Source organism: Saccharothrix carnea, assembly GCF_003014735.1.
GTDB classification, from domain to species: Bacteria; Actinomycetota; Actinomycetes; order Mycobacteriales; family Pseudonocardiaceae; genus Actinosynnema; species Actinosynnema carneum.
In genome coordinates this window covers 123,821-147,542 of record NZ_PYAX01000002.1, presented here as the reverse complement: position 1 = coordinate 147,542, position 23,722 = coordinate 123,821, and the positions used below count along the sequence as shown (strand labels likewise).

Below are 23,722 nucleotides of genomic sequence, written 5' to 3'. Positions count from 1 at the left end.
GCCCCTGGGAGAGAGCCGACGACGTACCGTGCGCGCCGGGTGCCGATCACGGGGAACAACAGCGACTTTGTCCTGGACGATGTGAGTTTCCCTCTTCTTGGAGGGGTGAGCGAAATGCGAGACACCCGGACGGCGATGATCCGGGATGCAGGTCCCAGAATCCGGTGCCCTGCGTGTGATGGGGTTGCAGAGGGGGCGTGTAATGGCTCGGGTGGTGTGTGTGCACGGGATCGGACAGCAGGTACGGGGTGAATATTCACTGCTGAACGACTGGTACCCGTCGCTGAGGGACGGACTGATTCGTGCCGAAGCCGAGCCCGTCGAGGAGGCGGAGGTGGCAATCGGGTTCTATGGCGACCTCTACCGCCAGCCTGGGGCGATGCTGGCTGTCGACGATCCGCATTACAGCGCCGCCGACGTGCAGCCCGGCTTGGAACAGCAGTTGCTGGCGGCGTGGTGGGCACACGCGGCGGCAGCGGACGAACGGGTCGCGCCGCCGCAGGGCGACACGCTGGTGGGTATACCGCGCGCGGCGCAGACCGCATTGCTGCAACTGTGTAAGTCCCGGTTCTTCGCCGGGGTCGCGTTGCGCACGATGGTGTTCGACCTCAAGCAGGTCGCCCGCTACCTCGCCGACGACGCGCTGCGGAGGAACGCGCGGCAGCGGGTAGCAGCGCTGATCGGTCCGGACACGCGGGTCGTGGTGGGGCATTCGCTGGGCTCGGTGGTGGCCTATGAAACTCTGTGCGCGCTGCCCGACCACCCGGTGCGGGCGCTGGTGACACTTGGCTCTCCGCTGGGCATCCCCAACCTGATCTTTGACCGGCTGCAGCCTGCACCCTCCGGCGGTCGCGGAGCCTGGCCTGGCGGGACGGATCTGGTGTGGACCAATGTTGTCGACAGCGGTGACGTGGTCGCCCTGGCCAAGGATCTGCGTCCCCGCTTCGGCGAAGCGGTCCGCAATGCCGTGGTGCACAACGGCGCCCACGCCCACTCGGTTCGCCCGTACCTGACCGACAAGCTCACCGGCGCGGCGATTGCGGCGGGCCTGCAATGAGTGTCTCGGGCACGCCCGGCTCCTCATCGGAGCCCGAGCGGTTAGGGCGTCGGCTGTTGATTGCCACCGTGGTCGCCCACCACACCCTGAATTCAGCGTGGGACCGGCCCGGCCTGCTGGAAGCACGAGACGACGTGGTCTCGCTTTTTACCGGCACGCTGGGCTACGAGCATGTCGACGTGCTGGGCTTGAACCCCACACAGGCGCAGCTGACCACGGAACTACGACGGTTCAGCCGTTCGCCTCAAGTGGAGCAGTACGACATGGTGGCGGTGTACCTGGGCTGTCACGGTGCACGACTCGACGACGGCGAACACGTGCTGATCACCGCCGACACCGACCCCGGCGATGTCGACGACGCGCTGCCCACCGCCCACCTGGCCCGCAAAATTCTCAAAGGCACCCGTGTCCGGCGCCTGCTGTTGATGCTGGACGCCTGTTACTCCGGCCGCGGCGGCAACGAACTCGCCGCCACTGCCCTCACCCGGATGACCGAACCCTGGACACCGGACGACGACGGCGGGTTGGTGGTGATGACCTCCGCACTGCCCACCGATCAAGCCATGGTCAGGGCGTTCCCGACGCTGCTGCGCGAGGCGGTCGACTCTGTGGCCACGGCCGGACACGCACCGCCCGTCCTGGCGTTGGACGCGGTGGTGGCCGCGATGACTCCAACCCACGACGACCGGGCTTCCAGCACATCGGCCTCACCGTCGCCGCGCTGACCGGGCGCGTACCGCCGTTCCTGCCCAACCCCCGCCATGATCCGGCCCTCAACGGGGCCGACCTGGCCCACCAACAGGCCGTCGAACGGCGGGCCCAGATCGAGCAGGGCGAGATCGCCTACCGCACCACCCTGCTGCGCCGGGCGATGGGCAGCCACGACGCCCCCAGCGGCGGCTGGTGGTTCACCGGCCGCCACACCGCACTACAAGAGATCACCCGGTGGCTGCACAGGCCGGATCGGCAGCGGCCGCTACTGGTGGTCACCGGCGACCCCGGCTCGGGCAAAACCGCGATACTCGGTCTGATCGCCACGCTCACCCACACCGAACGGCGTCGCACTGTACCGCTGGACACCCTGGGCCTTCCCAGTACCGCGGTTCCGGCCGTGGGCACGATCGACGCGGTTGTCTACGCCCAGGACCTGACCACCGAGCAGGTCTTGGACCGCATCGCCGCCGCCGCCCGCACCCAGGCCGCCACCGCCGACCAACTGCTCAAACGCCTCACCGGGCGCCGCCTGTTCACGGTGCTGATCGACGGCTTGGACGAGGCCGCTGCGCCCCACGACCTGTCCAACCGCCTGCTGCAGCCGTTGGTGAACCACGCCCGCGGGCGGCTGCGGCTGCTGGTGGGTACTCGACCACACCTGTTGCCCGATCTTGCCCAAGGCCTCGACCGTACCGGCGTGATCGACCTGGACGACCGCCGCTACGCCGACGCGGAAGCGATGACCGCCTACGCGGCACGCGGGCTGCTCGAGATGACCGTCGACAGCCCTTACCGTGACCTGCCACGCTGGCACGTCCGGGCCGTAGCCGAGGCCGTCGCGCGGGCCGCACACCCGTCATTCCTGGTTGCCCGCATCATCGCCGCCACCCTGGCCGCCCAACCCCAGGTCACCAACCCCGCTGACCCGTCCTGGCTGGCCACACTGCCACGCGTGCCGGGCCAGGCGATGCGCCACGACCTCGACATGCGGCTCGGTGCCGATGCCGCCCGTGCCCGGGACCTGCTGCTTCCCCTGGCCTTCGCTCAAGGCCAGGGACTCCCCTGGGAGGACTTGTGGCCCGCTCTGGCCTCCCACATCGCGAGCCGTCACTACACCGATGAGGACCTGCTGTGGCTACGCCGCAGCGCCGGCTCCTACATCGTGGAGAACACCCAGGACGACCGCTCGGTCTACCGCCTCTACCACCAGGCCCTGGCCGAACACCTGCGTGACGGAATCGACCCACGCCACGTCCATTCGGCGTTCGTCGACGTCCTGCTCGACCATGTGCCCCTCACCGCCGACGCCCGGCCGAACTGGGCCCACGCCCACCCCTACACTCGACACCATCTGGCCGTCCACGCCAACCAGGCCGGACGCGTCGACCAGATTGTCGCCGACACCGAGTACGTCGTCCACGCCGATCCCGACACGCTGTTGGCCGCTCTGAACTCCACCACGACCGACACCGGTCGCACCATCCGGTTGCTCTACCAGACCACCGCTTCCAGTCATCGCCACCTCGACCCGAGCGGCCGCCGCCAAGTCCTCGCCGTCGCCGCCGCCCGCTTCAACGCCGAGACCTTGAAACGACAACTCTCCCGTCCCCTGCGCTGGCGACCCCGCTGGGCCACGGGCGCACCGGTCAACACCGCTCTGCACGTCATCCTCGACGGCGAGGGCGAAGCAGTGGCCTGCACCGGCCTGGAGGGACGCCCGGTGGCGGTCATCGGTGACAACACCGGGACAGTGCGGGTATGGGACCTGACCACCGCAGAACTACACACCACGCTCACCGGCCACAAAAGCTCGGTAACAGCCGTGGCCTGCACCGAAATCAACAACCACCCCGTAGTCCTCACCGGAGACGACACCGGGACGGTGAAGGTCTGGGACCTGACCACCGCAGCACTGCGAGCCACGCTCACCGGCCATAACGGCACACTGCGATCAGTGGCCTGCACCGGCCTGGAGGGACGCCCGGTGGCAGTCATCGGTGACAACACCGGGACAGTGCGGGTATGGGACCTGACCACCGCAGAACTACACACCACGCTCACCGGCCACAAAAGCTCGGTAACAGCCGTGGCCTGCACCGAAATCAACAACCACCCCATGGTCGTTACCGGCGCCGCCGCCGGCGAGGTATGGATATGGGACCTGACCTCCGGAGAACTGCAGACCAAGCTCGCCGGTCACAAAAACACGGTGCGATCAGTGGCCTGCACCCGGATTGGTGACCGCCCCGTGGCCGTCACCGGCGGCACCGCAGGCGAAGTGCAAGTATGGGACCTGACCTCCCGAGAGCTACGAGCCACGCTCACCGGCCACGACAGTACGGTACGATCGATTTCCTGTATCCAGGCCAACCGCCCCATGGCCGTCACCGGCGACGATAACGGTAAGGTGCGGGTATGGGATCTGGAATCCGGAAACCTACAAACCACGCTCACCGATCACGAAAGCACGGTGTGGTCGATAGCATGCACCCGAGTCGGCGACCACCCCGTCGCCGTCACCGTCAGCCGCTCCACTCACATTGCTTACCATTACGATATCGATGACTACTACGAGGACGGCCAGGGCCACTATTCTGATTACGATTACGATGAGTATCCCGTAGTCGGCAAGGCGCTGGTGTGGAATCTGGCCTCAGGGGGAGAGACACCTGCCGAGCGACTCCACCCCTGGACAAACATCAGAGCAGTAGCCTGCGCTCCGGACCATGACCACCCGCTCGCTGTCACCGGCGGCGACAGCAGCGAAATACAGGTGTGGGATCTGGTCTCCGGGCAACCACGAGCCACGCTCCCCGGCCACAACAGCACGGTAACGGCGGTAGCCTGTATCCGGATCGACGACCGCCCATTCGCCGTCACCGGCGACCGGAGCGGCGTAGTACGAGTATGGGACTTGCTCTCCGGGGAATTACGCAATAAATGGAGAACCGCTCCGTCCGGTCCGCGAGACGAAGTGACGGAAATTGCTTGCATCCATGCCGACAACCTCCCTCTCGCCGTCACCTATACTGAACCCAGCCTCCACACCGATATCTCAATAAGCGGACTGCAGGCATGGGATCTGACCACCGGAAAATTGCACACAACCCTGCCCATCCCCTTTGACGAAGGGGTGATGGCGATGGCCTGCATTCAATTTGACGACCGCCCGGTCGCTGTCACCGCCACCATGTTCGGTGACTTGAAGGTATGGGATCTGACATCCGGGAAACTGCACACAACGCTGCTTGGCCATGACGAAACAGTGACGACGATGGTCTGCACTCGATTCAGCGACCGTCCTGTCGCCGTCACCGCCACCACCGGCGGCGAGGTATGGATGTGGGATCTCACTGTCGACACACGCGAAATCATCGCGCGCGCACCCGAAAAATCCGTCCTGACCGCTGGCCCCAACGGAGAGATCGTCATGGCGACATCGCGGGAACTCGCAGTTCTCGACCCTCCGGGTCGGTAAAGCAGTCGGCGCTGTGCTTGCCAAAAATGTCGTCCGTGCAGTTCAGCGGCGTGGTGGTACTCGTTGAGGATGCCGCCCAGTCGTTGCCATCGGCGGATGTCGAGGCGGGTGACGGCTGCTTGGTCGGTGGCTGGTGGCAGTGGATGTAGTGGCCGCGCGTTGGCGATGCCTTGATGGGGTCGGTGGGTGTTGTAGAACTGCTCGTACTCGCGCAGGGTGTGGAGCAGGTGTCGTTGGTTCCAGATGAGTGTGCGGTCGAGCAGTTCGTGTCGGCAGGTCCGGATCCAGCGCTCCATGATCGCGTTCATTCGCGGTATCCGGACACCGGTGAGGACGACCTGGATGCCCGCGTCGGCGAGGATGGTGTCGAACAGAGCTAGGTACTTTCCGTCTCGGTCGCGGATCAGGAACCGCACGGAACTGCCTGCGTCTTCGAGGTCCATGGCGAGGTTCTTGGCGGCTTGGGTGACCCAGGATGCGGTCGGGTGTGCGGTGGCGCCGAGGACGCGGATTCGGCGGCTGGTGTGTTCGATGACCGCGAGTACGTACAGGCGGGTGCCGTTCAACGTGCGGGTCTCGAAGAAGTCGCAGGCCAGTAGAGCGTCGGCCTGCGAGCGGAGAAAGGCGGACCAGCCGGTGGCGGCGCGTTGGGGTGTCGGATCGATTCCGGCGTCTTTGAGGATCTGCCACACCGTGGATGCGGCGACCTTGATGCCGAGCACGAGGAGTTCTCCGTGGATGCGGCGGTAGCCCTAGGTGGGGTTCTCCCGTGCCAGGCGCAGCGCCAGGAGCTGGATGGAGCGGACGGTTCGGGGTCGGCCCCGCTGCTTGGGGAGGGACTCGACTGCGTGGCGGCGTGCGATGAGGTCCCGATGCCACCGCAGCACCGTCTCCGGACGTACCAGTAGTCGGAGCCGACGAAGCGCGGCGGCCGGGAGTCGGTGCAGCAGCGCCGCAAGGAACGCCCGGTCTCAGGGGAAGAGCCGCGGCCGGGTCTGGCCCAGTTGGCGTTGCAGGACGGTGATCTGGTGCCGCAGCGCCAGGATCTCCACGTCCTTGTCCCGATCACTCATCGGCAGCAGGCGCAGCAACGCGAACGCGTTGGTCACGCCCAGGTAGACCAGTCGGAGCAGCACAGCCGGTCATCATGCCGTGCTGGTCGACATCACGCGGATGGCAACCGTGGCCCGTGAGCGCTTCGAAGCCATGGGCTACGTACGCCCGCTACCTGCGCGGATGAGGTTATCGGCAGGCACACGGTCCGGTGGAACGGTACGAGTCGTCGGCACGATGGTGGTGTAGACGGCGGATCGCCAGACTGGTGGAACACCGGATCCACCACGACTGCCACGGGACAGGAGCCGATATGCCGCCGCACCGCCTCGCCGAGCTGTTGCAGGCGCGGGAGAATGGTAACACCGAGGCCGCGGCACTGATCGCGCGTTCGGCGCTCACGCGTGCCGTGCGGGAGCATGATCTGCCGTCGATGCTGTTCTACGCCACCGAGCTGGATTCCTTGACCGGCTCGGTGCTCGATCCGGTGGAACGGCTCGGGCCGTGGGAGGAACTGCGGTCCGCGGCCCGCCGCCTCGACTCCCCCGCCATGGAGTTCGCCGCCTCGGTGCAGCTCGCGGTACTGCACCTGGCCTCCGATGACGCCGAACTCGCGACGCGGCACCTGACCGCGCTGCTCGACCTGGCAACCGAGAACACCGACCCGTTGTGGGGCCTGCTCGATCCGACCGCGACCGACACCGCGATCCACGACCTGCTGCAGGACCTGTACTACCGGCGTGAAGACTTCACGCGGGTGGCCGCCGTCGCCGCGAAACTCACCGAACGACATCCCGATCTCCGCATCGCGTGGTTCTACCTGGGCCACTCACTGAATCGGCTGGACCGCTTCGACGAAGCAATCCCAGCGCTGCGCAGGCTGTCCGATTTCAACCCCACCGACCCCGGTCCGCACATCGCCGTCAGCCGCGCACTCGCCGGCACCGATCGGTTCGGCGAGGCCATCGCCGCCGCGAGCAAGGCCATTGAACTGAGACCGGAGAACACGCAGTACCGGTTCATCCGCGCACAGATCGAGGCGGGAGCGGGTCGTCTCGACCAGGCCCTGCAGGACCTCGACCACGTCATCGCCGACTGCGAGCGGCAGTCACCCGACGGGGGGCCTCCGGTCCCGCACCTCAGCTACGTCGAGTACATGCGCAACGTCCCGACCCGCGACCAGGCAGACCAGGCCCGGGTCATGCGGGTGCAGGTGCTCATGAGCGACGGTCGGCGGGCGGAGGCGAGGGCGGAGGCCGAGCACCTCGTCCTGTCCGGCGAGCTGTTGCTCGCCATGACCGGTCACTTGTTCCTCGGCAGAGTGGCGCAGGCGGAGGCCAGGCACGAGGACGCCGTGGCGCACTTCGGCGAACACCTCCGGATCTGCACACTGCTCGACCAGGACCGCACCGACGGGCTGCTCGGCCGCGCGACCTCGCTGGAGGCCCTGGACCGGCTCGACGACGCGATCGCCGATATCGACGCGCTGTCCGGGGTGGGGCCGGGGTTCGACGCGGCAGCCGCGGTCGAGGCGCTCACGGCACTGTCGGAGCGGCACCCCGGGCACGCGGGAGTGCGCAAGGCGCTCGGCCACGCGCTGTTGGACAACTTCGTGCCGGGCCGTGCCGCAGAGATCCTCAACGCAATGCACCAGGAAGACCCGTCCGACTGGCAGATCACCGCGTGGCTGGCCATGACGATGGTGACCAGCAGCGACACCGAGGAGGACTGGAACTCGGAGTTCAGCACCGACCGGGTGCTGCGCGCCATCACACTTCTCGCCGCCGCCGTCGAACTCGCGCCCGACGAGCACTTCCCGCGGTCCCGGCTGCGCTGGCTGGTCGACCGCGCCTGCGTGATTGGGCCGGTGGCGCACCGTGTCATGCTCTCGGGACCGCAGGACGCGGATCGGCCCGAGGCTGACGTGCGGTCCGCGATGCCCGAGCTGGACGAGCCGTTCCGGGCTTGGCGCCAGGCCGTGGACTACGAGGTGGAGGACCGCTGGGCGGACGCCGTCGCGTTGCTGACCTCCGCACGGGCCGCGTTCGTGCGCATCGGTCTTCCGGTGCTGACCGCGATGGCCGACCTCCGGCTGGCCGACAACCTGCTGCGCCTCTACGACATGCGGGGCGCACTAGACCACCTCGACGCCGCCGACGGCGCCCTCGGCGAGATCGGCATGCTGCCCGACATGATCCGCGGTGGCGTTGACATGCTCATGACGGACGCGCAGAGCGCGGGCGACCAGGTGCTGTGGACCGACATCGACCACAAGGAACTCAGCGACACCGTCGCCTTGTACTTCCTGTCGACCGCACGGATGCTGCGGGCCCAGTGGCGGCACCGGGTCGGTGACTTCGAAGGAGCACTGGACGAGCTGTCGATCACGACCGGCCACGATTTCGAGTGGCACTACTTCCGCATTATCGCGTTGCGCGATGCCGATCGGCCCGCCGAGGCGGCCGAACTGCTGCCCGTACTGCGCGAGCTGGCCACGCCGGGCGACGAGATCCGGCTCGCCAACCTGACCGCCACCGTGCAGGTCGCGCTGAACGACCCGGTCGCGGCCATGGGCACGATCGAGAACGCGATGGCGACACTGGACCCGCAGGGCGCGGACGCGGCCGGGCTGGCCACCAACCTGCAGCTCACGTACCTTGACCAGGACCGCCCCGACGACGTGCTGGCGATCGCCCACCGTTTTCCCCTGCCGCCCGGCATGTCGATCCGCGGTGTATACGGGCGGCTGAACGCGGTCGCGCTGGCACAGAGCATGCGCGGTGACCACGCGGATGCTCTGCACACCCTGACCGAGGCGCTCGACCTGATCGATCGCGTCCGCGGCACCCTGCACGACGAGCAGGCACGGATGACCTGGCAACAGGCTCACCTGTTCATGTACCGGCGTGCGATCCACGAAGCAGCGGAAGCCGGCTTGATCGATGCGGCATTGGACTTGGTGGAGCGGGCGAAGGCGCGGGCATTCGTCGACCAGCTCGGACTGGATTCCGTCGAACCGACCGAACGGGTCCTGGATCTGCGCGCCGACGTCGACCGCGCTCGCCGGCGACTCGGCCTGCTCACCGAGCTCACAGCCGCGCCACAACCCGAGCTGGAGCTGGACTTGATCAGTCGGATCGACCAACTACGGCCGTTCGGTCGCGTCAGCCTCGACGAGCTGGACACCGAGCTGCGTCGAGGACGGGATGCGGTCGACCGCCTGACCGGCGCGCTCGCCAGGGAGACTGTCCAGGGCCGCGACTCGGTCGCCGGTCCCACCTTGTCCACGGACGAGATCCACGCGCTGCTCGGGCCGGGCTGTGTGCTCGCCGAGTACTACGTCGCCGCCGAGGCGACCACGCTGTTCGTCCTCACGCCCGACAACCCGGTCCCGGCCATGCACGTGATCGCCCACGGTGAGGATCTGGTGGCCGCCACCGTCGACCGGCAGCTCGGCACGGCACACGAGCTGGATCCGGTCGCCTTCGAGAAGACCTTCCGCCCGTTCGTGGCGCCGATCGCGGAGTACTGCGCGCCCGGTGAGGTGATCGTGCTCGTGCCCCACGGCGCACTGCACCTCGTGCCACTGCATGCGTTGCTGCTCGACCGGAACCCGGTGTGCCACCTGCCGAGTTCGTCGCTGCTGCGCTATCGGCAGCGCACGCCCTCCCGCGGGTGGCGCACGGCCATCGTGTTCGGAGACTCCCGCAGCGACCTCTCCCACGCACGCCAAGAGGCGGCGGAGGTCGCGGCCGTGTTCGGCGGTGTCGGGGTGGTCGGCGACGATGCCTCACGCGCGCGGCTGCTCGACGCCTTGGCCGAACGCCCGGATGTCGTGCACCTGGCCTGTCACGGCCGGTTCGACCGGGAGCACCCGATGGACTCCGCAGTGCTCCTCGCTCCTGCGGGGACCCGCCACGACGGCGAGCTGACCGCGGCCGATCTGGTCGGCTTGACCGTCGACGCCAACTTGGTGACGCTGAGCGCGTGCGAAAGCGGCGTGAGCACGAACCACCCTGGCGACGAGTTGATCGGCCTGGCCAGGGCCACCCTGTACGCGGGCGTGCCGTCGCTAGTAGTCAGCCTGTGGGAGGTCGACGACCTGTCCACCGCCTTTCTGATGACCCACTTCTACCGTCTGTTGCGCGGTGGCGCGACACCGGCCGACGCGTTGCGGACCGCGCAGCTCAGGCTGGCGAGCACGACCGCACGACACGTCGTGACGCACTGTGACACCGCACTCGCGGCTACGACCGATCCGGTGATCACCGCGACTCTCCTGCTCGCCAGGGCCGGTGCGCAGGCCAAAGCGGGTGACGTGGCCGCTGCGCTCGCCTCGTGCCGGCGAGTGGACCTCGCCGCTGCGCGCGGGGACGTGGCCGCACGGCTGCGGGCACGGACGTCTCGTCAAACTTCCTTGCTGACGCTGAAATCAGAAGCGGAACTGGTCGTGGACTACAGTGCGCGGCCGTTCGCACATCCTTACCATTGGGCCGCGTTCGTGCTGATAGGCGACTGGAGGTGACATGGCCGTACTGCTGAGCTCGATGACAGCCGCCTTCATCGCGGTGACCGACGACGACGAGCCGGTCCACACGCGCGCGGCGATGACCGAGAACCGCGTCGAACACGCCGTCATCGTGACGCCGGACGGCGGTCCGCTGGGTGTACTGAGCATGGCTGACCTGCGCAGGCTCGGCGATGTCACCACGTCGTTCGCGGCCTTGGCGGACCGGATGCCGGCACTGGTCGTGCTGGCCGCCGAGCCGGACGCCCTCGCCACCGCCGAGTTGCTCGATTTGGCCGAACTGGTCGGTCGTACGGGCATCCAATCGGTACTGCTCGAAGCCGGCGGCCGCCCGGTCGGGGTGGTGCCACGCGCCGCACTCGCGGCCGCAGTGCCGCTCGACCTCCTTGACGGGCGCGGCGTCCGGGCGGGCGACCCGAACGTGCCGGCGCTGCGCTACGTCTGCCGCCGGTGCACACCGCCGTCGTTCCTGTTGCTGCGGACGCCGCTGCCGGACGAGCGGCGGCCGACCTGTCGACGGATCTTCTTCCACGGGACCATGGAGCCGGATTCCTGATGTTCGCCTCGGTACTGCGTGAGATCACCGGCTACTTCGACCGGCGCGCCCTGGTGTCGACGTTCTTCCCCGTGCTGGTGTTCCTCGGCGCGATCGTGATCGTGATGTGGACCACGGCGTCGGGCGTGGCCGGTGCCGTCGCGGAGTGGAGCAGGGTGTCGGCGGTGGTGCAGGCGCTGCTCTTGGTCGGGTTCCTCGCGGTGGTCACGTTCCTTACGTTCCTGCTCGGCAACCTGCGGGAGTGGCTGGACCGCATCAGCCAGGGGCACTGGCCATCCTGGGCGGATCGCTTCGGCGCTCCACTGGTTCAGCGGCACAACGCAGCCCGCCAAACCCTCATCGACCGGGACAACCTGCTGCGCAAGCGAGAAGAGGAACTTGTCGGCGAGCGCTACGCCCTCCCTCGCCCGGAGACCGTTGTCCCGGCACCGCTGCCCGACACCGAGATCGACACCAGGCTCGACGACTTGGCGACCGCGCTGACGAGCGGGGCCTGGTCGCCCGGCACGGCGCGCAAGGCGGCCGAGATCGCCGGCGCGTTGCGCGACGAGGAATCCGCGCGGGTGATGCGGTTCACCGATGTACTGGTACTCCTGGATGAACGGCTGGCCGTCGCCGAACAGCAGGTTCGCAGCGAACGCGCGAAGGTGCAACAGGAACTGTTCGTGTGGTACCCGCAACTACCACACGGCGTCCTGCCGACACGGCTCGGCAACGTCGTCCGGGCCGCCGAACAGCATCCCTCGGTCCGGTACCGACTGGACGCGGTGGTGCTGTGGACCCGACTGCAACCCTTGCTGCCCAAGGATTTCGCGGACTCGGTCCGGAACGCGAAGGTCTCCGTCGACCTGTTGCTCACCATGGCGGTGTTCCTGCCGCTGTTCGGTGCTCCCCTGTCGTGGTGGCTGGCGGTCCGGTTGCCACGGGTTGTCAGCACGCCCGCGGCGTGGCTCACCTACCTCGCCATGGTCGTGTGCACCGCTACGGCCTGCGTGGTCCTCCGACGCGCACGTGACCGCCTGATGGCCCTCGCCGTCGCGGGCATCCTGCTGGTCGTCTCCTTCTGGTCGAGCACATTGCGCGTGGAGATCGGTGTGCTGTGGACAGTCGCACTGTTCGTCATGGCCTACGGCCTGTACCGAAACGCAGTGCACGCCGCGGTCGCCTACACGGAACGCCTGCGCACCGCGTTCGACCTGTACCGCTGGAAACTGCTCGAAGAACTCCGGATCGCACTGCCCACAACGCTTGACGAGGAACGCCTTGTATGGCGCGACCTGACCCAGTTCCTCTACCGCGGTGGCACAGCCGAACCAACCGGGTTCCGCTACGACCACCCGGCGCCGGTACAGGTCCTGATCGACTGGCAGAACCAGCGCGCCAGCATCGGCGACGCCCGCGAGCCAAGTCCGAAACGCCACGACGGCCCACCGGCGTGACAGCGCCGGGGGTGCGCGTCGCGTTCGTGTGCTACGTGCACCCCCCGGCCACGTGATGCCGTCAGATCAGCACCCTGAAGACCTGATCGCGGTCAGGACCTCCACGGACTGTTGTCTCCGACGGCAGCGACCGCCAGGGCCGGGATAAGGGGCGGATGCCCAGCCTGTCGAGCACGTGCGCGGGGGTGTAGGCGATCCACTCGCCGCCCACCAGGAATGAGGTCGCCCCGGCCGGCACGGCACACGCGGTGAGGACTCCGCGCGGGTCACGCGGGTCCGGTACCCTGGCCAGCCGCTCCAGCAGGCACGGGACCTCCTCGGACGCGACCTCGGGCTCCCGGCGCCGGCGGAGCCAGATCAGCGTTGACCAGGTTGATCACCCAGTGAGGTGACAGGGGCACCGATACAGAATTCCGAGGTGCCGATCGACGGAACTCCGCCGACCGGCACTCCCCGTTGCGCGGTTGAGTCTTCGCAGTTCAGCGGAGCGATGGCATCGAGGTTCTGACCTCGTCGCCCCGACCCCCTGTCGTCGACCGGCGAGCCCGGTCTGGTGCTCCGGGGTCGGCATCCGACACACCGTTCGGATGGATTTGACGAGGTGCGGAGCCGAGGTAGCGGCTCGGGTCACGTGGCGGCGTCGCTTTGATGGTGCGAACGAAGGATCAGAGCTCCTGCCAACGCACAGTAGGCCAAGCGACTTCCACCGAGGGGTAAAACTCCCAGGCCACCATCCGCGCGCGTTGTACGAGGCTGGGTTTGCGGACCGCGATCTCGGCAAGGTTGATCCGGGTGGGCAGTTCGGAGTCGTTCCACAGGACCCGCCTCTTGATGGCGTCGTGGAGGCGCAGCTCCCCGAGCACGACCCAAAGCTTCAGGTGTTCGTCGCGCGTGGCGTCCAACGTACAACCATTGCACCGCTGATCCAGGGCGATGAGCAGATCGATTAACACGGCGATCGGGATCTCCTCGGCCCGCTCGGCGATCTGCGCCGCACATCGCACGAGGGCTTCCAGCGAAACCGGGCCCGACGACAACATCAGCGAAGCGTTCGCGAAGGTCGTCGCATCAATGTCGGGGTCGGCCGACATCAGTCCGAGCACGGTTTCCAAATAGGTCCGCTGGGCTTCGCTTCCAGCGGGCAGGACGTTGTGGATCCCGACGCGGAGGCAGTTGACGTACAGCTCGTTCCGCTCAGCTCGGGAGACGGACTCCCGTGCCAGCAACAGTCGCAGCAGCAGGTGGGCGGAAGAGGGGAAGCCCTCCGGCCACCAGGTGACGAAGTTGTTCACCGCCTGCGGCAGGCGCCACGCGAACGGCTCAACCGTGTGCCCAAGGACGTCCTCGTTGAGGCCGCAGGTGAAGTTGACCTTTCGAAGGAGGAGCCGCACGTCCTGCGTCGGGTACGAGTAGGACGCGTACTTCGCATCGGGTTGTGCGGCGGGGGCGTAGCCGTAGGTCCAGTACAGATCGATGGGATCCGGAACGCGGCTCCCGTCGTCCAGGGAGAGCATCAGGTCGCGCTGGCCATCCCGCCATAGCCGCTGCAGCCCGAGCGCCTTGACCAGGCTCGTCCATTCGTCGGACCGATTGAGTTGGGAGCGCCACAGCAGCACTTCCGCGTGCCACTTCTGCACCACGTCGACCGCGGACCCAAACAGCGTGCTCACCAGGATGTCGCCCGCTGCCACCACTGCCAGGAGCACGAGGTTCGCGCTGTAGGCGGCGTGCCGGGCGGGCACCGGCAACGGCGTCGGCTCGTAGTTGTCGTAGGAGTGGCCCGGCCGGCGCTGACCGCGCTTGGCTAGCAGGTTCACCACCAAGTCGATGATCCTCCGTCGGTCGGGGACCTGGGCGGCCATCTCCCTGAGGAAGCGCAGGATCGGCGTGCGCAGGCTCAACGGCTCGTAGGAGAGCACCGCGTGCAGCAGGTGGTCGTTAACGCCTCCGCCGGTCAGCGGGCTCCACGACTTCGGCACGTTGTCCGCCATCACGCTCAGTGCACGCCACACCAGTCGGGCGATCAGGTACTCGGCGAATGTCGCGTGCACGAACTCATACGTGGACACGGAGTGGTCGTTGCGCATAGCGCTCGCCCGGTGGATGAAGAAGAACCGGCCCACCGCGATCTCGGCCGCCGAGAGCGGGGTGCGCATCCCGGACCTCCGCTGCTCGCCGCCGACGAGCGTGGTGAGGTCCCGCTCCAGTTGTGCGCCGTCGATCCACTGCGCGCCCCGGTTGAACATGGCGAACGCCGTCACCGAGAGTTGGTACAGCTCCTGCTCGACCGCTTCTGCGAAGTCGTAATCCGACAGGCCTGGACGGGTCTTGGCGACCTGGCGGCGCGCGAACTGGTTCAGCAGCCGCTCGTAGAGGCTGCTGTGGCTGATGTCCTGCGCGGATGCGTCGCGCAGGGCGTTGGAGTCGGCATCGTACAGCGCCATCATCACCAGTAGTAGCGGCTGCTCCGCCAGTCCCGGCCACTTCAGCGCCGCTTGCGCGGTCAGCGGTGCGTGCCCGCGCCTTGTGAAGACGGTCGCGTTGGCGCGGTTCCACGTCTCCAGCCACTGCTCGACCTGGCTTGGGTCGAACGGTTCCAGCCGCAGCACGACCGTCCCCTGCGGAGCCCGGGCGCGGTCGGCCACCGCGATCCGCGACGTCACCAGCACCGCGACGGGACGTCCCTGGTCGGCCTCCCGGCGCTGGAACCGGGCGACGTTCTCCAGGTAATCGGTCTGACTCACCCCGGTCGCCTGGAGCAGTTCATCGAAGCCGTCGAGCAGAATGACTGGCAGTGCGTCGCCGGCGGCTTCGGCGAACCGGGGCCACGAGACGGACTCTCCCGTGTCCAGCCTGATGGCGTGCTCGATCTGCTGCTGGAGGTCGGCCTCCGCCGGGACGTCGCGCAGCGGCACACGCACTGCGAGGAAGTCCGCCGCCGGCAACCTGGCGGCGAGCACCTGGGTGAGCTTGGATTTGCCCGATCCCGGATGTCCCAGCACCAACAACGGCGCGTGCAGTGCCTGCGACGAAGTCAGATAGCCCGCCAGAAACGTGTGGACGTCGGACCGCGGCTCCCGGTCCTGCCACCACGGCTCGGTGTTGGGCACCTGCCCCTGCTCGGCGTCCGCGACCCGAAACCGGGGATCGACGTACGCCTCGGCCAATGTGGGAAAGACGAACCCGGCGGGCACCTCGTCGGAATCGAGCACCGACCGCCCCAGCTGTGCCCGGTACGCGCGGGCGAGGCTCGCCCGCAGTTCGTCCGGTGCTCGACCCGCAGTCCACGCACGGAGCGTCCGCTCCAGTTCGACCAGGGCCAGCCCGACCTGCCGGACCGACGAGCGGGTGGCCTGGTGCTCCACCCGACTGGCCCAACAGGCGACCTCGGGGAAATCGGTGGCCAACTGGTCGAACAGCTCCTCGTAGCGCCGTGCGGCCTTCTCGGGCATAGTCTTGAGCACGCTCGCGGTCTCCTCGCGGTGCCGGCCGGACAGCCGATCCCAGACTTCCAGGCCGGAGATGAAGCGGAGCAGCACGTCCGCCGCGGTGACGTAGCACGAGTGAAGTTCCCGCAGATTCCGCTCGTACGGGTTCTGAGCGGTCGGAAGCGGCACACCGTCGGCGAAGATCTCGGCGAGGAACTCTTCCTGGTCCTGCCGCGTGATCTTCAGGTCGGCCCACGCGAACGGGAAACCCGCACCGGCGACGGTTTCGAAGTACGCCGTCACGGCCAACACGGTGTGCGCGGCTTCGAGGCGATGCGTGCGGTGGGGCCTTCGCGCGTCGGAAGACCTGTCGTGCAGGCTTGCCAGCAGCTCACGGGCGATGCGCGACAGTTCGACCTTGGCGTCGAACAGACTCGTGATCCCCGGCGCCACAAGCGAACCGCCCAGCATCATCGCGCCCACGACGTTGTCCAACGCGCGAAGAACCCCGTCGTGCTTCCCACCGAGAACGCGTACGGCTTCGGCATAGCTGAAGGTTCGCCCCATAGCGGATCATGCTCGCCCAGCGCACCCGAGCACTCGACGGCAACGACCCGATTTCACCGGAACAGACCAGCTCCGGGCGCGCATGGCCAGGCCACCGATGAGCCATTTTCATCGTGACGTCGCAGGCCACGGCAGAGACTGAGCGGTGGGAGCGTGGTGGGCGAGGCTCCTGGTAAGACAGCGGTCGACCAAGATCTGATGCCCCAACCGGGAGCCTCGCCGTGCTGTCTTACCCTGCCGCGATTCCGCGGTTTAACCACACCCTCATCCGCCTGGGCGACCTGATCCGCGGAGCGGGCGCGGCGTCGATGTAACTTCACCACCCCACCGCGCGTGGTCCCACGCACCGGCCACCTCCACCGGCGGTCGTCGGGAGATCCTGCCCGCCGTCGACGATCCCGACCCGACTCGCACAGTGACCAGAAGGGCGAGCAGGCTGGCGCCCAGGTCGGCCAGGTGGCTGCCGCGCGTCCGCGCGGATCGGTTCAGCGGTATTGCCGCACGGCGCGGGGAGGCGACCGATGAACAGGCCAAAGGCCAGCGAGCTCCGCACGAGCGCACCCAGGCGATGGCATGTGGTGCGATACCACCGCGCTGCGACCGAAGCCGGCGGCCACACCTACGCTGGGGGTATGACGTTCACAGCACTGCACCGTGTTCTTGGGGTCGCGCCGGGGCCGTTGACCGACGAGCTACTCGACGCGGCGGTGAACGCCAATGCGGCGGAGACGAACGACCTGGATTGGAAGTCCGAGCTTCCTCCGGTGAAAGGGCTTCCGCAGACGGACTTCCCGAAGGACGTCGCAGCGATGGCGAACAGCGGCGGAGGTGTGATCGTCTACGGGGTGCGCGAGTCGCAGAAGGCCGCGACCGGGCGGGGCGATGTCGGCGGGTTCGACGAGGTCTACGAGCGCGCGCTGCGCAGCGCCGCGATCACCGCCGTCTCGCCGCCCGTGTTCGGCCTGACCGTGCACCGCCTCGGAGCCGAGGGGAACCGCGCCGTTGCGGTGGAGGTCCCCGCGAGCGTGGACGGGCCGCATCTGATCTACAGGAACGAGTACTTCGGTGCGCCCGTCCGCAACGACTCCGACACCGTGTGGATGAAGGAGCGGCAGATCGAGGCCATGTACCGGGCACGGTTCGACGAACGCCGGCACGCCACCGAGGCTCTGGACAACCTGTACGCGGAAGCGGCTGCCGGGCGCGATTGCGACCAGCGGGCCTGGCTGATCGCAGTGGCCCACCCTCGTCTCCCTCGTTTCCGGGATCGCCTGACCCGCGATCAGGCCCGAGAGGTCCTGTCGAAGACCGAGGGTCTGGCATTGGTCTATGCGGGTCGCGGCGGCATCCATCCGTTGGAGAGCGTGGACCGGCTCAACCCGCGGCCGGGTCTGCGCCGGTGGGTCGCGGTGAACACCGCGACAGATGAGCGCTCGACGTGGAAGGAGTCGTGGATGAGCATTCACCACGACGGCTCGGTGTCGCTGGCGACCGGAGTCGGCGGGCACCGCGCGAGCAGCACCGCTCACTTCGCCGGTTGCGAGGTCGACGCCTCGAGCCTCGAGTGCGCGATCGCGGACGTCATGGCGCTCATCCGCGCCACCGCGGAAGCGACCGACAACGACGAGTACGACGTACGCGTAGGGATCGAGTGGACCGGCGGGCAACCGCTGACGATCCTGACGAGAGACGGCTTCGGTCACACCTACGACGGCGTATCGACCCCGCTGCACCGCTACGCGCCCGTCGAGACGACCGTGAACGCGGTAGAGCCCGCCCTGGACTACTACTGCACGTCCACGACCTCGCCCAGGACTGTGTGAACCAGGGCGGTATCTCGAACGTGCGGATGATCCAGCCTCCAGCGCGCGACTACCAGCAGTAATCGATCGCATCGGGCCAGGCACCGGCGACAGAACAAGCAGGACCTCACGTCGACCGCGAGTCACCCTGGTGATCAGAAGCCTGGCGGCTGCTGCGCAGATTCCGCCGCTCCACCACCCGTATCACCGACCTGACCAGAGCCGTCCTCACACTTCACCTCAACACTGGATGAAGTTGGTAAAGGCTCACTGGATCCGACAGGAGGAGGTCGACCGCGACCGAGTCGGAGTAGCTCACCTTCGGTGGAGAAACGCGGCCCTCCTGGATTACACCATGACCATGACGGTGGCACCATCGACGACCACCCGCACAGAGCAGGACCTACGTCCGAACAGTTCCGCAAGCCCAAGGCGTGGCGCAGACCGCAGGAGTCCGTCACTCCCTAAGGCGTAGCGGCGGAGTCAGGCCAGCCACTGCACGAGCAGCAGGTGCACCTCGCGCTGGTCCTCCAGGATCAGGTACACCACCTGACCGGCGCGCTCAGGGCCGAAGCTCCAGTAGCGCACCGCCGCGCTGGGGTTGTCCTCGTGCTGCGGACGGCCGTTCCACGGCTGCAATTCCAACACCGCCAGCACCTCGGCATACGCCGACAGCGCCTCCACAGGCAGCGCGGCGACCTGCTCCAACGTCGCAGCGTCGGGCACGATGCGATACACCGGCTACTCGGCCCGCCCCTGACGCTGACGCAGCAGCGCCTTCATCTCCTCCAACGACACCGCATCCGGGCTGGCACCCAGACGCTGGACCTGCTCAGCCTTGGCCAGCATCCGGTAGTACGAGCCCGGGTCGCGCAACTCGCCGTAGGCGATGTGCCGCCACTTGCCCAACAGCTCCCGTACCCCGGCCAGGTCCTTAGACACCTTGGCCCGCTCCAGCACCAACTCCCACTCGCGGTCGAACTCCGCCACCAGCATCGGAGTCAGAGCAGCCCGGATCGCCACCGGATCGGCCGCAGGCACCACCGGATCGCCACCGGGAGGCATCGACGCAGCAGGAGAGGCCATGCCCCACCCTAACGCCCACCCGCAGCGGAGGTCCGCCGGCCCGGGAACCGACCGCAATGAAAGCCTGGGAGCGACTCGCGGCCGACGTGCTGAGCGTCGGGCCCGCGCATACCAGCGGCTCGTCATTGAATATCGGGGATAGTAGGGCACCGCACTCCTCCGGCCGCCCCCCTGATAGGGACACAGAAGACTCACAGTAACGAGCACGGAACCCTATCGGAAAGCACGACTGAACGTTACTCATCCGATCGAGTGATATGCGTTCACCTGTTCGAGTCGAGTCAGGTCACCCTTATGTCAAGATCGTTTCATTTCGCGGCCCAGACCGTACGATTCCGTCCGGGAGTCGGTCACGGGAGGGCGCATGGGAGAACAGCTCGATTTGTTCGAGGCGTCGGCCTCCGCCATCGGATATCTCTTTCAACTGCGTAAAGCCCTCTTGTTCTGCGTCGAGCAACTACGGTCGGGGCCCGACTGGAGTGTCGCCGTGGAAGCCGGTGACGACATCGAGTTGAGCCACGAGCAGGGCCGTGACTTCTGGCAGCTCAAGCACCGCGCTCCCGGTACACGGATCACGGACGCGGCCTCCGACCTGTGGAAGAGCCTGCGAATCTGGGCGACGGAGTGGACCAAGCACGATCACAGCACCGACGCACCGACTTTCTTCCTGCTGACGACTGCGGACGCCCCGCCGGGTAGTGCCGCCTATCACCTGCGCCCGCCCGACACGGACGGCGCCCGGGACGAGACGACGGCTCTCGAACTGCTCGACCAGGCACGCGCGACCTCCAGGAGCAAAACCAACAAAGCAGCCTACGAGGCATGGGACAACCTGGACCTCCCGCAGAAGCGCACCCTGCTCGCACGAGTGCAGGTACTCGACGCCGGACCCGACATCGAGAAGACGACAGCGCAGCTGACGGGCCTCGCCAATCTGGCCGTGGGGCACGAGCACGCGGAGAGGTTCGTACAGCGGCTGGACGGGTGGTTCCTCCAACGGGTGCTGGCCCAACTGCGCGACCGGTCGGCCGGTCCGGTGACCGGTCTGGAGTTCGACCAGGTGTTCAGCGAACGCCGTGACGAGTTCCGGCCCGGCAACCTGCGCATCGCCGACGACATCGCCGAAATGGACGCGACCGGCTCGGAGCATGGTGACAAGACCTTCGTTCATCAGCTGCGCCTGCTGGGAGTGAGCGATAATCGTGTTCGGCGGGCGGTGCGGGACTACCTGCGGGCGTTCACCCAACGGTCACGGTGGTCCAACGACAACCTGCTGCGGCCGGGCGAGTTGGGCAAGTACGAACGTCGCCTGGTCGAAGAGTGGGAGACCCGCTTCGACATCATGTCCGACGAGCTGGACGAGCAGGCCGCCGAGGCGGACAAGCTCCGCGAGGCGAAGGCGATCTACCGTTGGGTGGAGCAGGAAGCCCGGTTCGCGATCCGGCCGGGCTGTGACGAGCCGTTCGTCACCAAGGGGTCCTATCACATGCTCGCCGACGACATGCAGGTCGGCTGGCATCCCGACTTCGTGGCGAGGCTGATGGCCCTGCTGGAACCGGCAGCGGGCCGATGACCTCCGCCGTCTCCTGGAGCAGGGAGGAGCGGGCGCTGTTCAACCCCGCGTTCACCGGCCTGGTGTGCGCCCGCGTCGTCCAAGGCCACGCCGTCAAACACACCCCCGCCTGCCCGTTGCCCATCGTGGTCACGGCCGCCGTCATGGCCTTCCAGCCGGCCGTCCGCGAGCTGCTGCCGGGCAGTACCGCTGCCAGCATGACCAAGTGGGCCGAGGACAACGAGGCCGTCAAGGTCCACATGGCCGCCAACGTCCCCGGGCTCACCGACGTGGTGCGCCCGGGATTGCTGTTCGCGCTGCAGACCGGGGTGCTGACACTCGAGTCCTCGGCGTTGAGTCTGACCGGGCGCTCGATCCCCGCGAGCATCACCGGCTCGTCCCCGGAGACCGTCGCGATCCAGAAAGCCGCTCACATGCTGGGCCGGTGGCTGCCCACCGCGGGCACCACCGCCACAGCCCTCACCCTGCTCGGAGTACGCCCGTGACGTGGCAGATCAAAGCACTGACCGTGTACGGCCACCAGGTCGGCCAGGTGCGCACACTGGACTTCGAACTGGGCGCCCTCAACATCGTCACCGGTGACTCCCGCACCGGCAAGACCTCGATCTGGACCATCACCGACTACTGCATGGCCAGTACCGACTACCCGGTCGGGGCTGGCGTCGTGCGCGACCACGTGGCCGTGTTCGCCATCCAAATCGTTAGCGGCGAGCGACAGTTGTTCGTCGCCCGCCCTGCACCGTCCAGCGGCACGACACCGGCACCCAGGCTGTGCCTGGTCTTCCAACAGCCGGGTGCCGAGCCGCTCGGGCGCGACGAGATGTCCTTCACTTTCCCCGTGGACGCGGCCCGCGGCATCCTCGCCGACTTTTGCGGCATCAACCGCACGGTGCGCCTGCCCACCACCAGGGGCAACACAATGTCCCCCTCGATCCGGCACGCCCTGTTCTTCTGCGCCCAAGCCCAGAACGAGGTAGCCAACCCCGACCTGCTCTTCCATTCCCAAGGCCGCGAACACCACACCCAGGCCATCCGCGACGTCTTCCCCTACTTCCTCGGCGCCGTCGACGCCGAGCAAGCCGTTCTGCGCGCCCAACTGCGCCAACTACGAGCCGACCTGCGCAACCACGAACGCGCCCTGGCCCAACAGGAAGCCGCCGCACCCGCACCGGGACAGGCACGCGCCTTGGTCAGGGAAGCGATCGAAACATCACTGCTCCCCCAACAACCGGTGGACGACCTCACGCTGGAGGACGCCTTCCGACTGCTCACCGACGCCACACGCGCCCCGCTTCCCGGTGTGCCCGACACGCCAGCGGACACCGACGACCCGCTCGTACGCCTCGAACAACAGCGAGAACAACTACGCGCCGACTACCAGCGCTCACGAGCACGGCTGACGGACCTGAGGCAATCGCTGAACGAACGTGGCGACTTCCTTACCCACGCGCTGGACCAGCACGAGCGGCTCACCTCGCTCAACCTGTTACGCATCCAGGACGAGACCTCCACCGACCAGTGCCCCGTGTGCGGCAACGGCGTCTCCAGCGTCAACGAGGCCGTCTCCGCCCTGCGCGCCGACCTCGAACACCTCGACGCCAACGTGGTGTTCGTCAACGACGACACCTCCCAAGTCCAAGCGCTGATCGCTCAGGAGGAGGAAACGCAGCGCGGACTACGCCTGGCGCTGAACACCAACCGCGACGAGCGCGAAGCCCTCGAAGCAGGCATTCGCGTCGCCTCACGCTTCCGCGACAGCACCCTCCGCGCCGCCTCGGTCAAGGGCCGGATCAGCCTCTTCCTCGAAACCACCAGCCGATTCACGGCCGCGCCGCGTATCGCGGACCAGCGCAATGAGCTGCAGGCACGCATCGAAGAGCTGGAAAACACTCTCGGCGATGACGTCCAAGCCGATCGCGTGAACAGCAGCCTCTCGCTGATCAACCAGAAGATCTCCGCCAAGGCCCGCGCGCTGCAACTGGAACACTCCCAGGTACCCGTGCGTCTGGACCTGCGCCGCCTCAGCGTCGTGGCCGACACCACCGCCGGCCCCGTGCCTCTCAACGAGATGGGCGGCGGCGAGAACTGGCTCGGCTACCACTTGGCCACGCTGCTGAGCCTGCACGAATGGTTCACCGAACACGACCGACCCGTGCCGCGGCTGCTCATCCTCGACCAACCCTCACAGGTGTACTTCCCCGCCGACTACAAAGGCGCCGGGCTGGAACCCGCACGCGAGTCCGACAGGATCTCCCTGCTGCGCGCCTACCAGGTCATCGCCGACACCATCACCAGCCTCGGCGGTGCCTTCCAGGTGATTGTTATGGAACACGCCGACCTCGAACACGAGGTCTTCAGCACCGCGGTCACACAACGCTGGCGACAAGGCCAAGGTGCACTGGTACCGCATGACTGGATCAACGCGTGATCGCCAACGGAAG

Annotated in this window: 14 protein-coding genes and 2 pseudogenes; 11 read left to right on the top strand and 5 right to left on the bottom strand. The window is 67.4% G+C overall.

Annotation, left to right across the window (positions count from 1 at the left end; all coding sequences use genetic code 11):
- Positions 1-202: 202 nt before the first annotated feature.
- The 3 genes from B0I31_RS04910 to B0I31_RS04900 all read left to right on the top strand — a co-directional run bounded on the left by B0I31_RS04910 (position 203) and on the right by B0I31_RS04900 (position 5,249).
- Positions 203-1,057 (top strand): alpha/beta hydrolase family protein, encoded by an 855-nt coding sequence (locus B0I31_RS04910; RefSeq protein ID WP_181319996.1) that lies wholly within the window; start codon positions 203-205, stop codon positions 1,055-1,057.
- Positions 1,058-1,113: 56 nt separating this feature from the next.
- Entirely contained in the window at positions 1,114-1,782 is a 669-nt protein-coding gene (locus B0I31_RS04905) for a caspase family protein (RefSeq protein WP_181319995.1), read from the top strand.
- A gap of 146 nt (positions 1,783-1,928) precedes the next feature.
- Positions 1,929-5,249 (top strand): AAA family ATPase, encoded by a 3,321-nt coding sequence (locus B0I31_RS04900; protein WP_106614122.1) that lies wholly within the window; start codon positions 1,929-1,931, stop codon positions 5,247-5,249.
- A 161-nt stretch (positions 5,250-5,410) separates the two neighbouring features.
- Here the strand turns inward: B0I31_RS04900 and B0I31_RS42465 are convergent.
- Together B0I31_RS42465 and B0I31_RS41520 are read right to left on the bottom strand one after the other, a co-directional pair.
- Positions 5,411-5,692, bottom strand: a pseudogene (locus B0I31_RS42465) (integrase core domain-containing protein); the annotation flags it as partial.
- A gap of 528 nt (positions 5,693-6,220) precedes the next feature.
- Positions 6,221-6,385 (bottom strand): hypothetical protein, encoded by a 165-nt coding sequence (locus B0I31_RS41520; RefSeq protein WP_245949697.1) that lies wholly within the window; start codon positions 6,383-6,385, stop codon positions 6,221-6,223.
- 128 nt (positions 6,386-6,513) lie between these two features.
- Here B0I31_RS41520 and B0I31_RS04890 point away from each other — a divergent pair, with 128 nt between their 5' ends.
- Genes B0I31_RS04890 through B0I31_RS04880 form a run of 3 tightly spaced genes read left to right on the top strand, consistent with a single transcriptional unit; the run spans position 6,514 to position 12,825 of the window.
- A complete protein-coding gene (locus B0I31_RS04890; protein WP_146173734.1) occupies positions 6,514-10,827 on the top strand; it encodes a CHAT domain-containing protein in 4,314 nt (1,437 codons plus the stop codon).
- 1 nt (position 10,828) lies between these two features.
- Positions 10,829-11,386 carry a CBS domain-containing protein gene (locus B0I31_RS04885; RefSeq protein WP_106614120.1) on the top strand — a complete coding sequence of 186 codons (558 nt, stop codon included), beginning with the start codon at positions 10,829-10,831 and terminating at the stop codon, positions 11,384-11,386.
- Positions 11,281-12,825, top strand: coding sequence for a hypothetical protein (locus B0I31_RS04880; RefSeq protein ID WP_181319994.1), 1,545 nt, complete (start codon positions 11,281-11,283; stop codon positions 12,823-12,825). Before B0I31_RS04885 ends, B0I31_RS04880 begins: the two co-directional genes overlap by 106 nt.
- Positions 12,826-13,490: 665 nt before the next feature.
- Here B0I31_RS04880 and B0I31_RS04870 read toward each other — a convergent pair.
- Complete coding sequence (locus tag B0I31_RS04870; RefSeq protein ID WP_106614118.1) at positions 13,491-16,820, bottom strand: NACHT domain-containing protein; 3,330 nt, start codon at positions 16,818-16,820, stop codon at positions 13,491-13,493.
- Positions 16,821-17,452: 632 nt separating this feature from the next.
- Here B0I31_RS04870 and B0I31_RS04865 point away from each other — a divergent pair.
- Positions 17,453-18,643, top strand: coding sequence for an AlbA family DNA-binding domain-containing protein (locus tag B0I31_RS04865; protein ID WP_219910598.1), 1,191 nt, complete (start codon positions 17,453-17,455; stop codon positions 18,641-18,643).
- A 137-nt stretch (positions 18,644-18,780) separates the two neighbouring features.
- Positions 18,781-18,876 (top strand): annotated as a pseudogene (locus B0I31_RS04860) (IS5/IS1182 family transposase); the annotation flags it as partial.
- Positions 18,877-19,105: 229 nt separating this feature from the next.
- On the opposite strand, the gene B0I31_RS04855 reads toward B0I31_RS04860, so the two are convergent.
- Both B0I31_RS04855 and B0I31_RS04850 read right to left on the bottom strand, forming a co-directional pair.
- Complete coding sequence (locus tag B0I31_RS04855) at positions 19,106-19,348, bottom strand: hypothetical protein (protein WP_245949695.1); 243 nt, start codon at positions 19,346-19,348, stop codon at positions 19,106-19,108.
- 15 nt (positions 19,349-19,363) lie between these two features.
- Positions 19,364-19,687, bottom strand: coding sequence for a DUF6247 family protein (locus B0I31_RS04850; RefSeq protein WP_281262281.1), 324 nt, complete (start codon positions 19,685-19,687; stop codon positions 19,364-19,366).
- Between the two features lie 385 nt (positions 19,688-20,072).
- On the opposite strand from B0I31_RS04850, the gene B0I31_RS04845 reads away from it, so the two are divergent.
- The 3 genes from B0I31_RS04845 to B0I31_RS04835 are packed head-to-tail and all read left to right on the top strand — an operon-like array spanning position 20,073 to position 23,709.
- Positions 20,073-21,281, top strand: coding sequence for an ABC-three component system protein (locus B0I31_RS04845; RefSeq protein WP_146173731.1), 1,209 nt, complete (start codon positions 20,073-20,075; stop codon positions 21,279-21,281).
- Entirely contained in the window at positions 21,278-21,766 is a 489-nt protein-coding gene (locus B0I31_RS04840) for a three component ABC system middle component (protein WP_106614115.1), read from the top strand. The genes B0I31_RS04845 and B0I31_RS04840 overlap by 4 nt, the downstream gene beginning before the upstream one ends.
- The gene (locus tag B0I31_RS04835) at positions 21,763-23,709 is read left to right on the top strand and encodes a DUF3732 domain-containing protein (protein WP_106614114.1); all 1,947 of its coding nucleotides are present in this window, start codon (positions 21,763-21,765) and stop codon (positions 23,707-23,709) included. Before B0I31_RS04840 ends, B0I31_RS04835 begins: the two co-directional genes overlap by 4 nt.
- Positions 23,710-23,722: the final 13 nt, after the last annotated feature.

Bases quoted from the DNA above. Each gene is read 5' to 3' on its own strand.
- B0I31_RS04910 (WP_181319996.1), top strand. From the start codon at position 203: ATGGCTCGGGTGGTGTGTGTGCACGGGATCGGACAGCAGGTACGGGGT.
- B0I31_RS04900 (WP_106614122.1), top strand. From the start codon at position 1,929: ATGGGCAGCCACGACGCCCCCAGCGGCGGCTGGTGGTTCACCGGCCGC.
- B0I31_RS04885 (WP_106614120.1), top strand. From the start codon at position 10,829: ATGGCCGTACTGCTGAGCTCGATGACAGCCGCCTTCATCGCGGTGACC.
- B0I31_RS04870 (WP_106614118.1), bottom strand. From the start codon at position 16,820: ATGGGGCGAACCTTCAGCTATGCCGAAGCCGTACGCGTTCTCGGTGGG.
- B0I31_RS04865 (WP_219910598.1), top strand. From the start codon at position 17,453: ATGACGTTCACAGCACTGCACCGTGTTCTTGGGGTCGCGCCGGGGCCG.
- B0I31_RS04850 (WP_281262281.1), bottom strand. From the start codon at position 19,687: ATGCCTCCCGGTGGCGATCCGGTGGTGCCTGCGGCCGATCCGGTGGCG.
- B0I31_RS04845 (WP_146173731.1), top strand. From the start codon at position 20,073: ATGGGAGAACAGCTCGATTTGTTCGAGGCGTCGGCCTCCGCCATCGGA.
- B0I31_RS04840 (WP_106614115.1), top strand. From the start codon at position 21,278: ATGACCTCCGCCGTCTCCTGGAGCAGGGAGGAGCGGGCGCTGTTCAAC.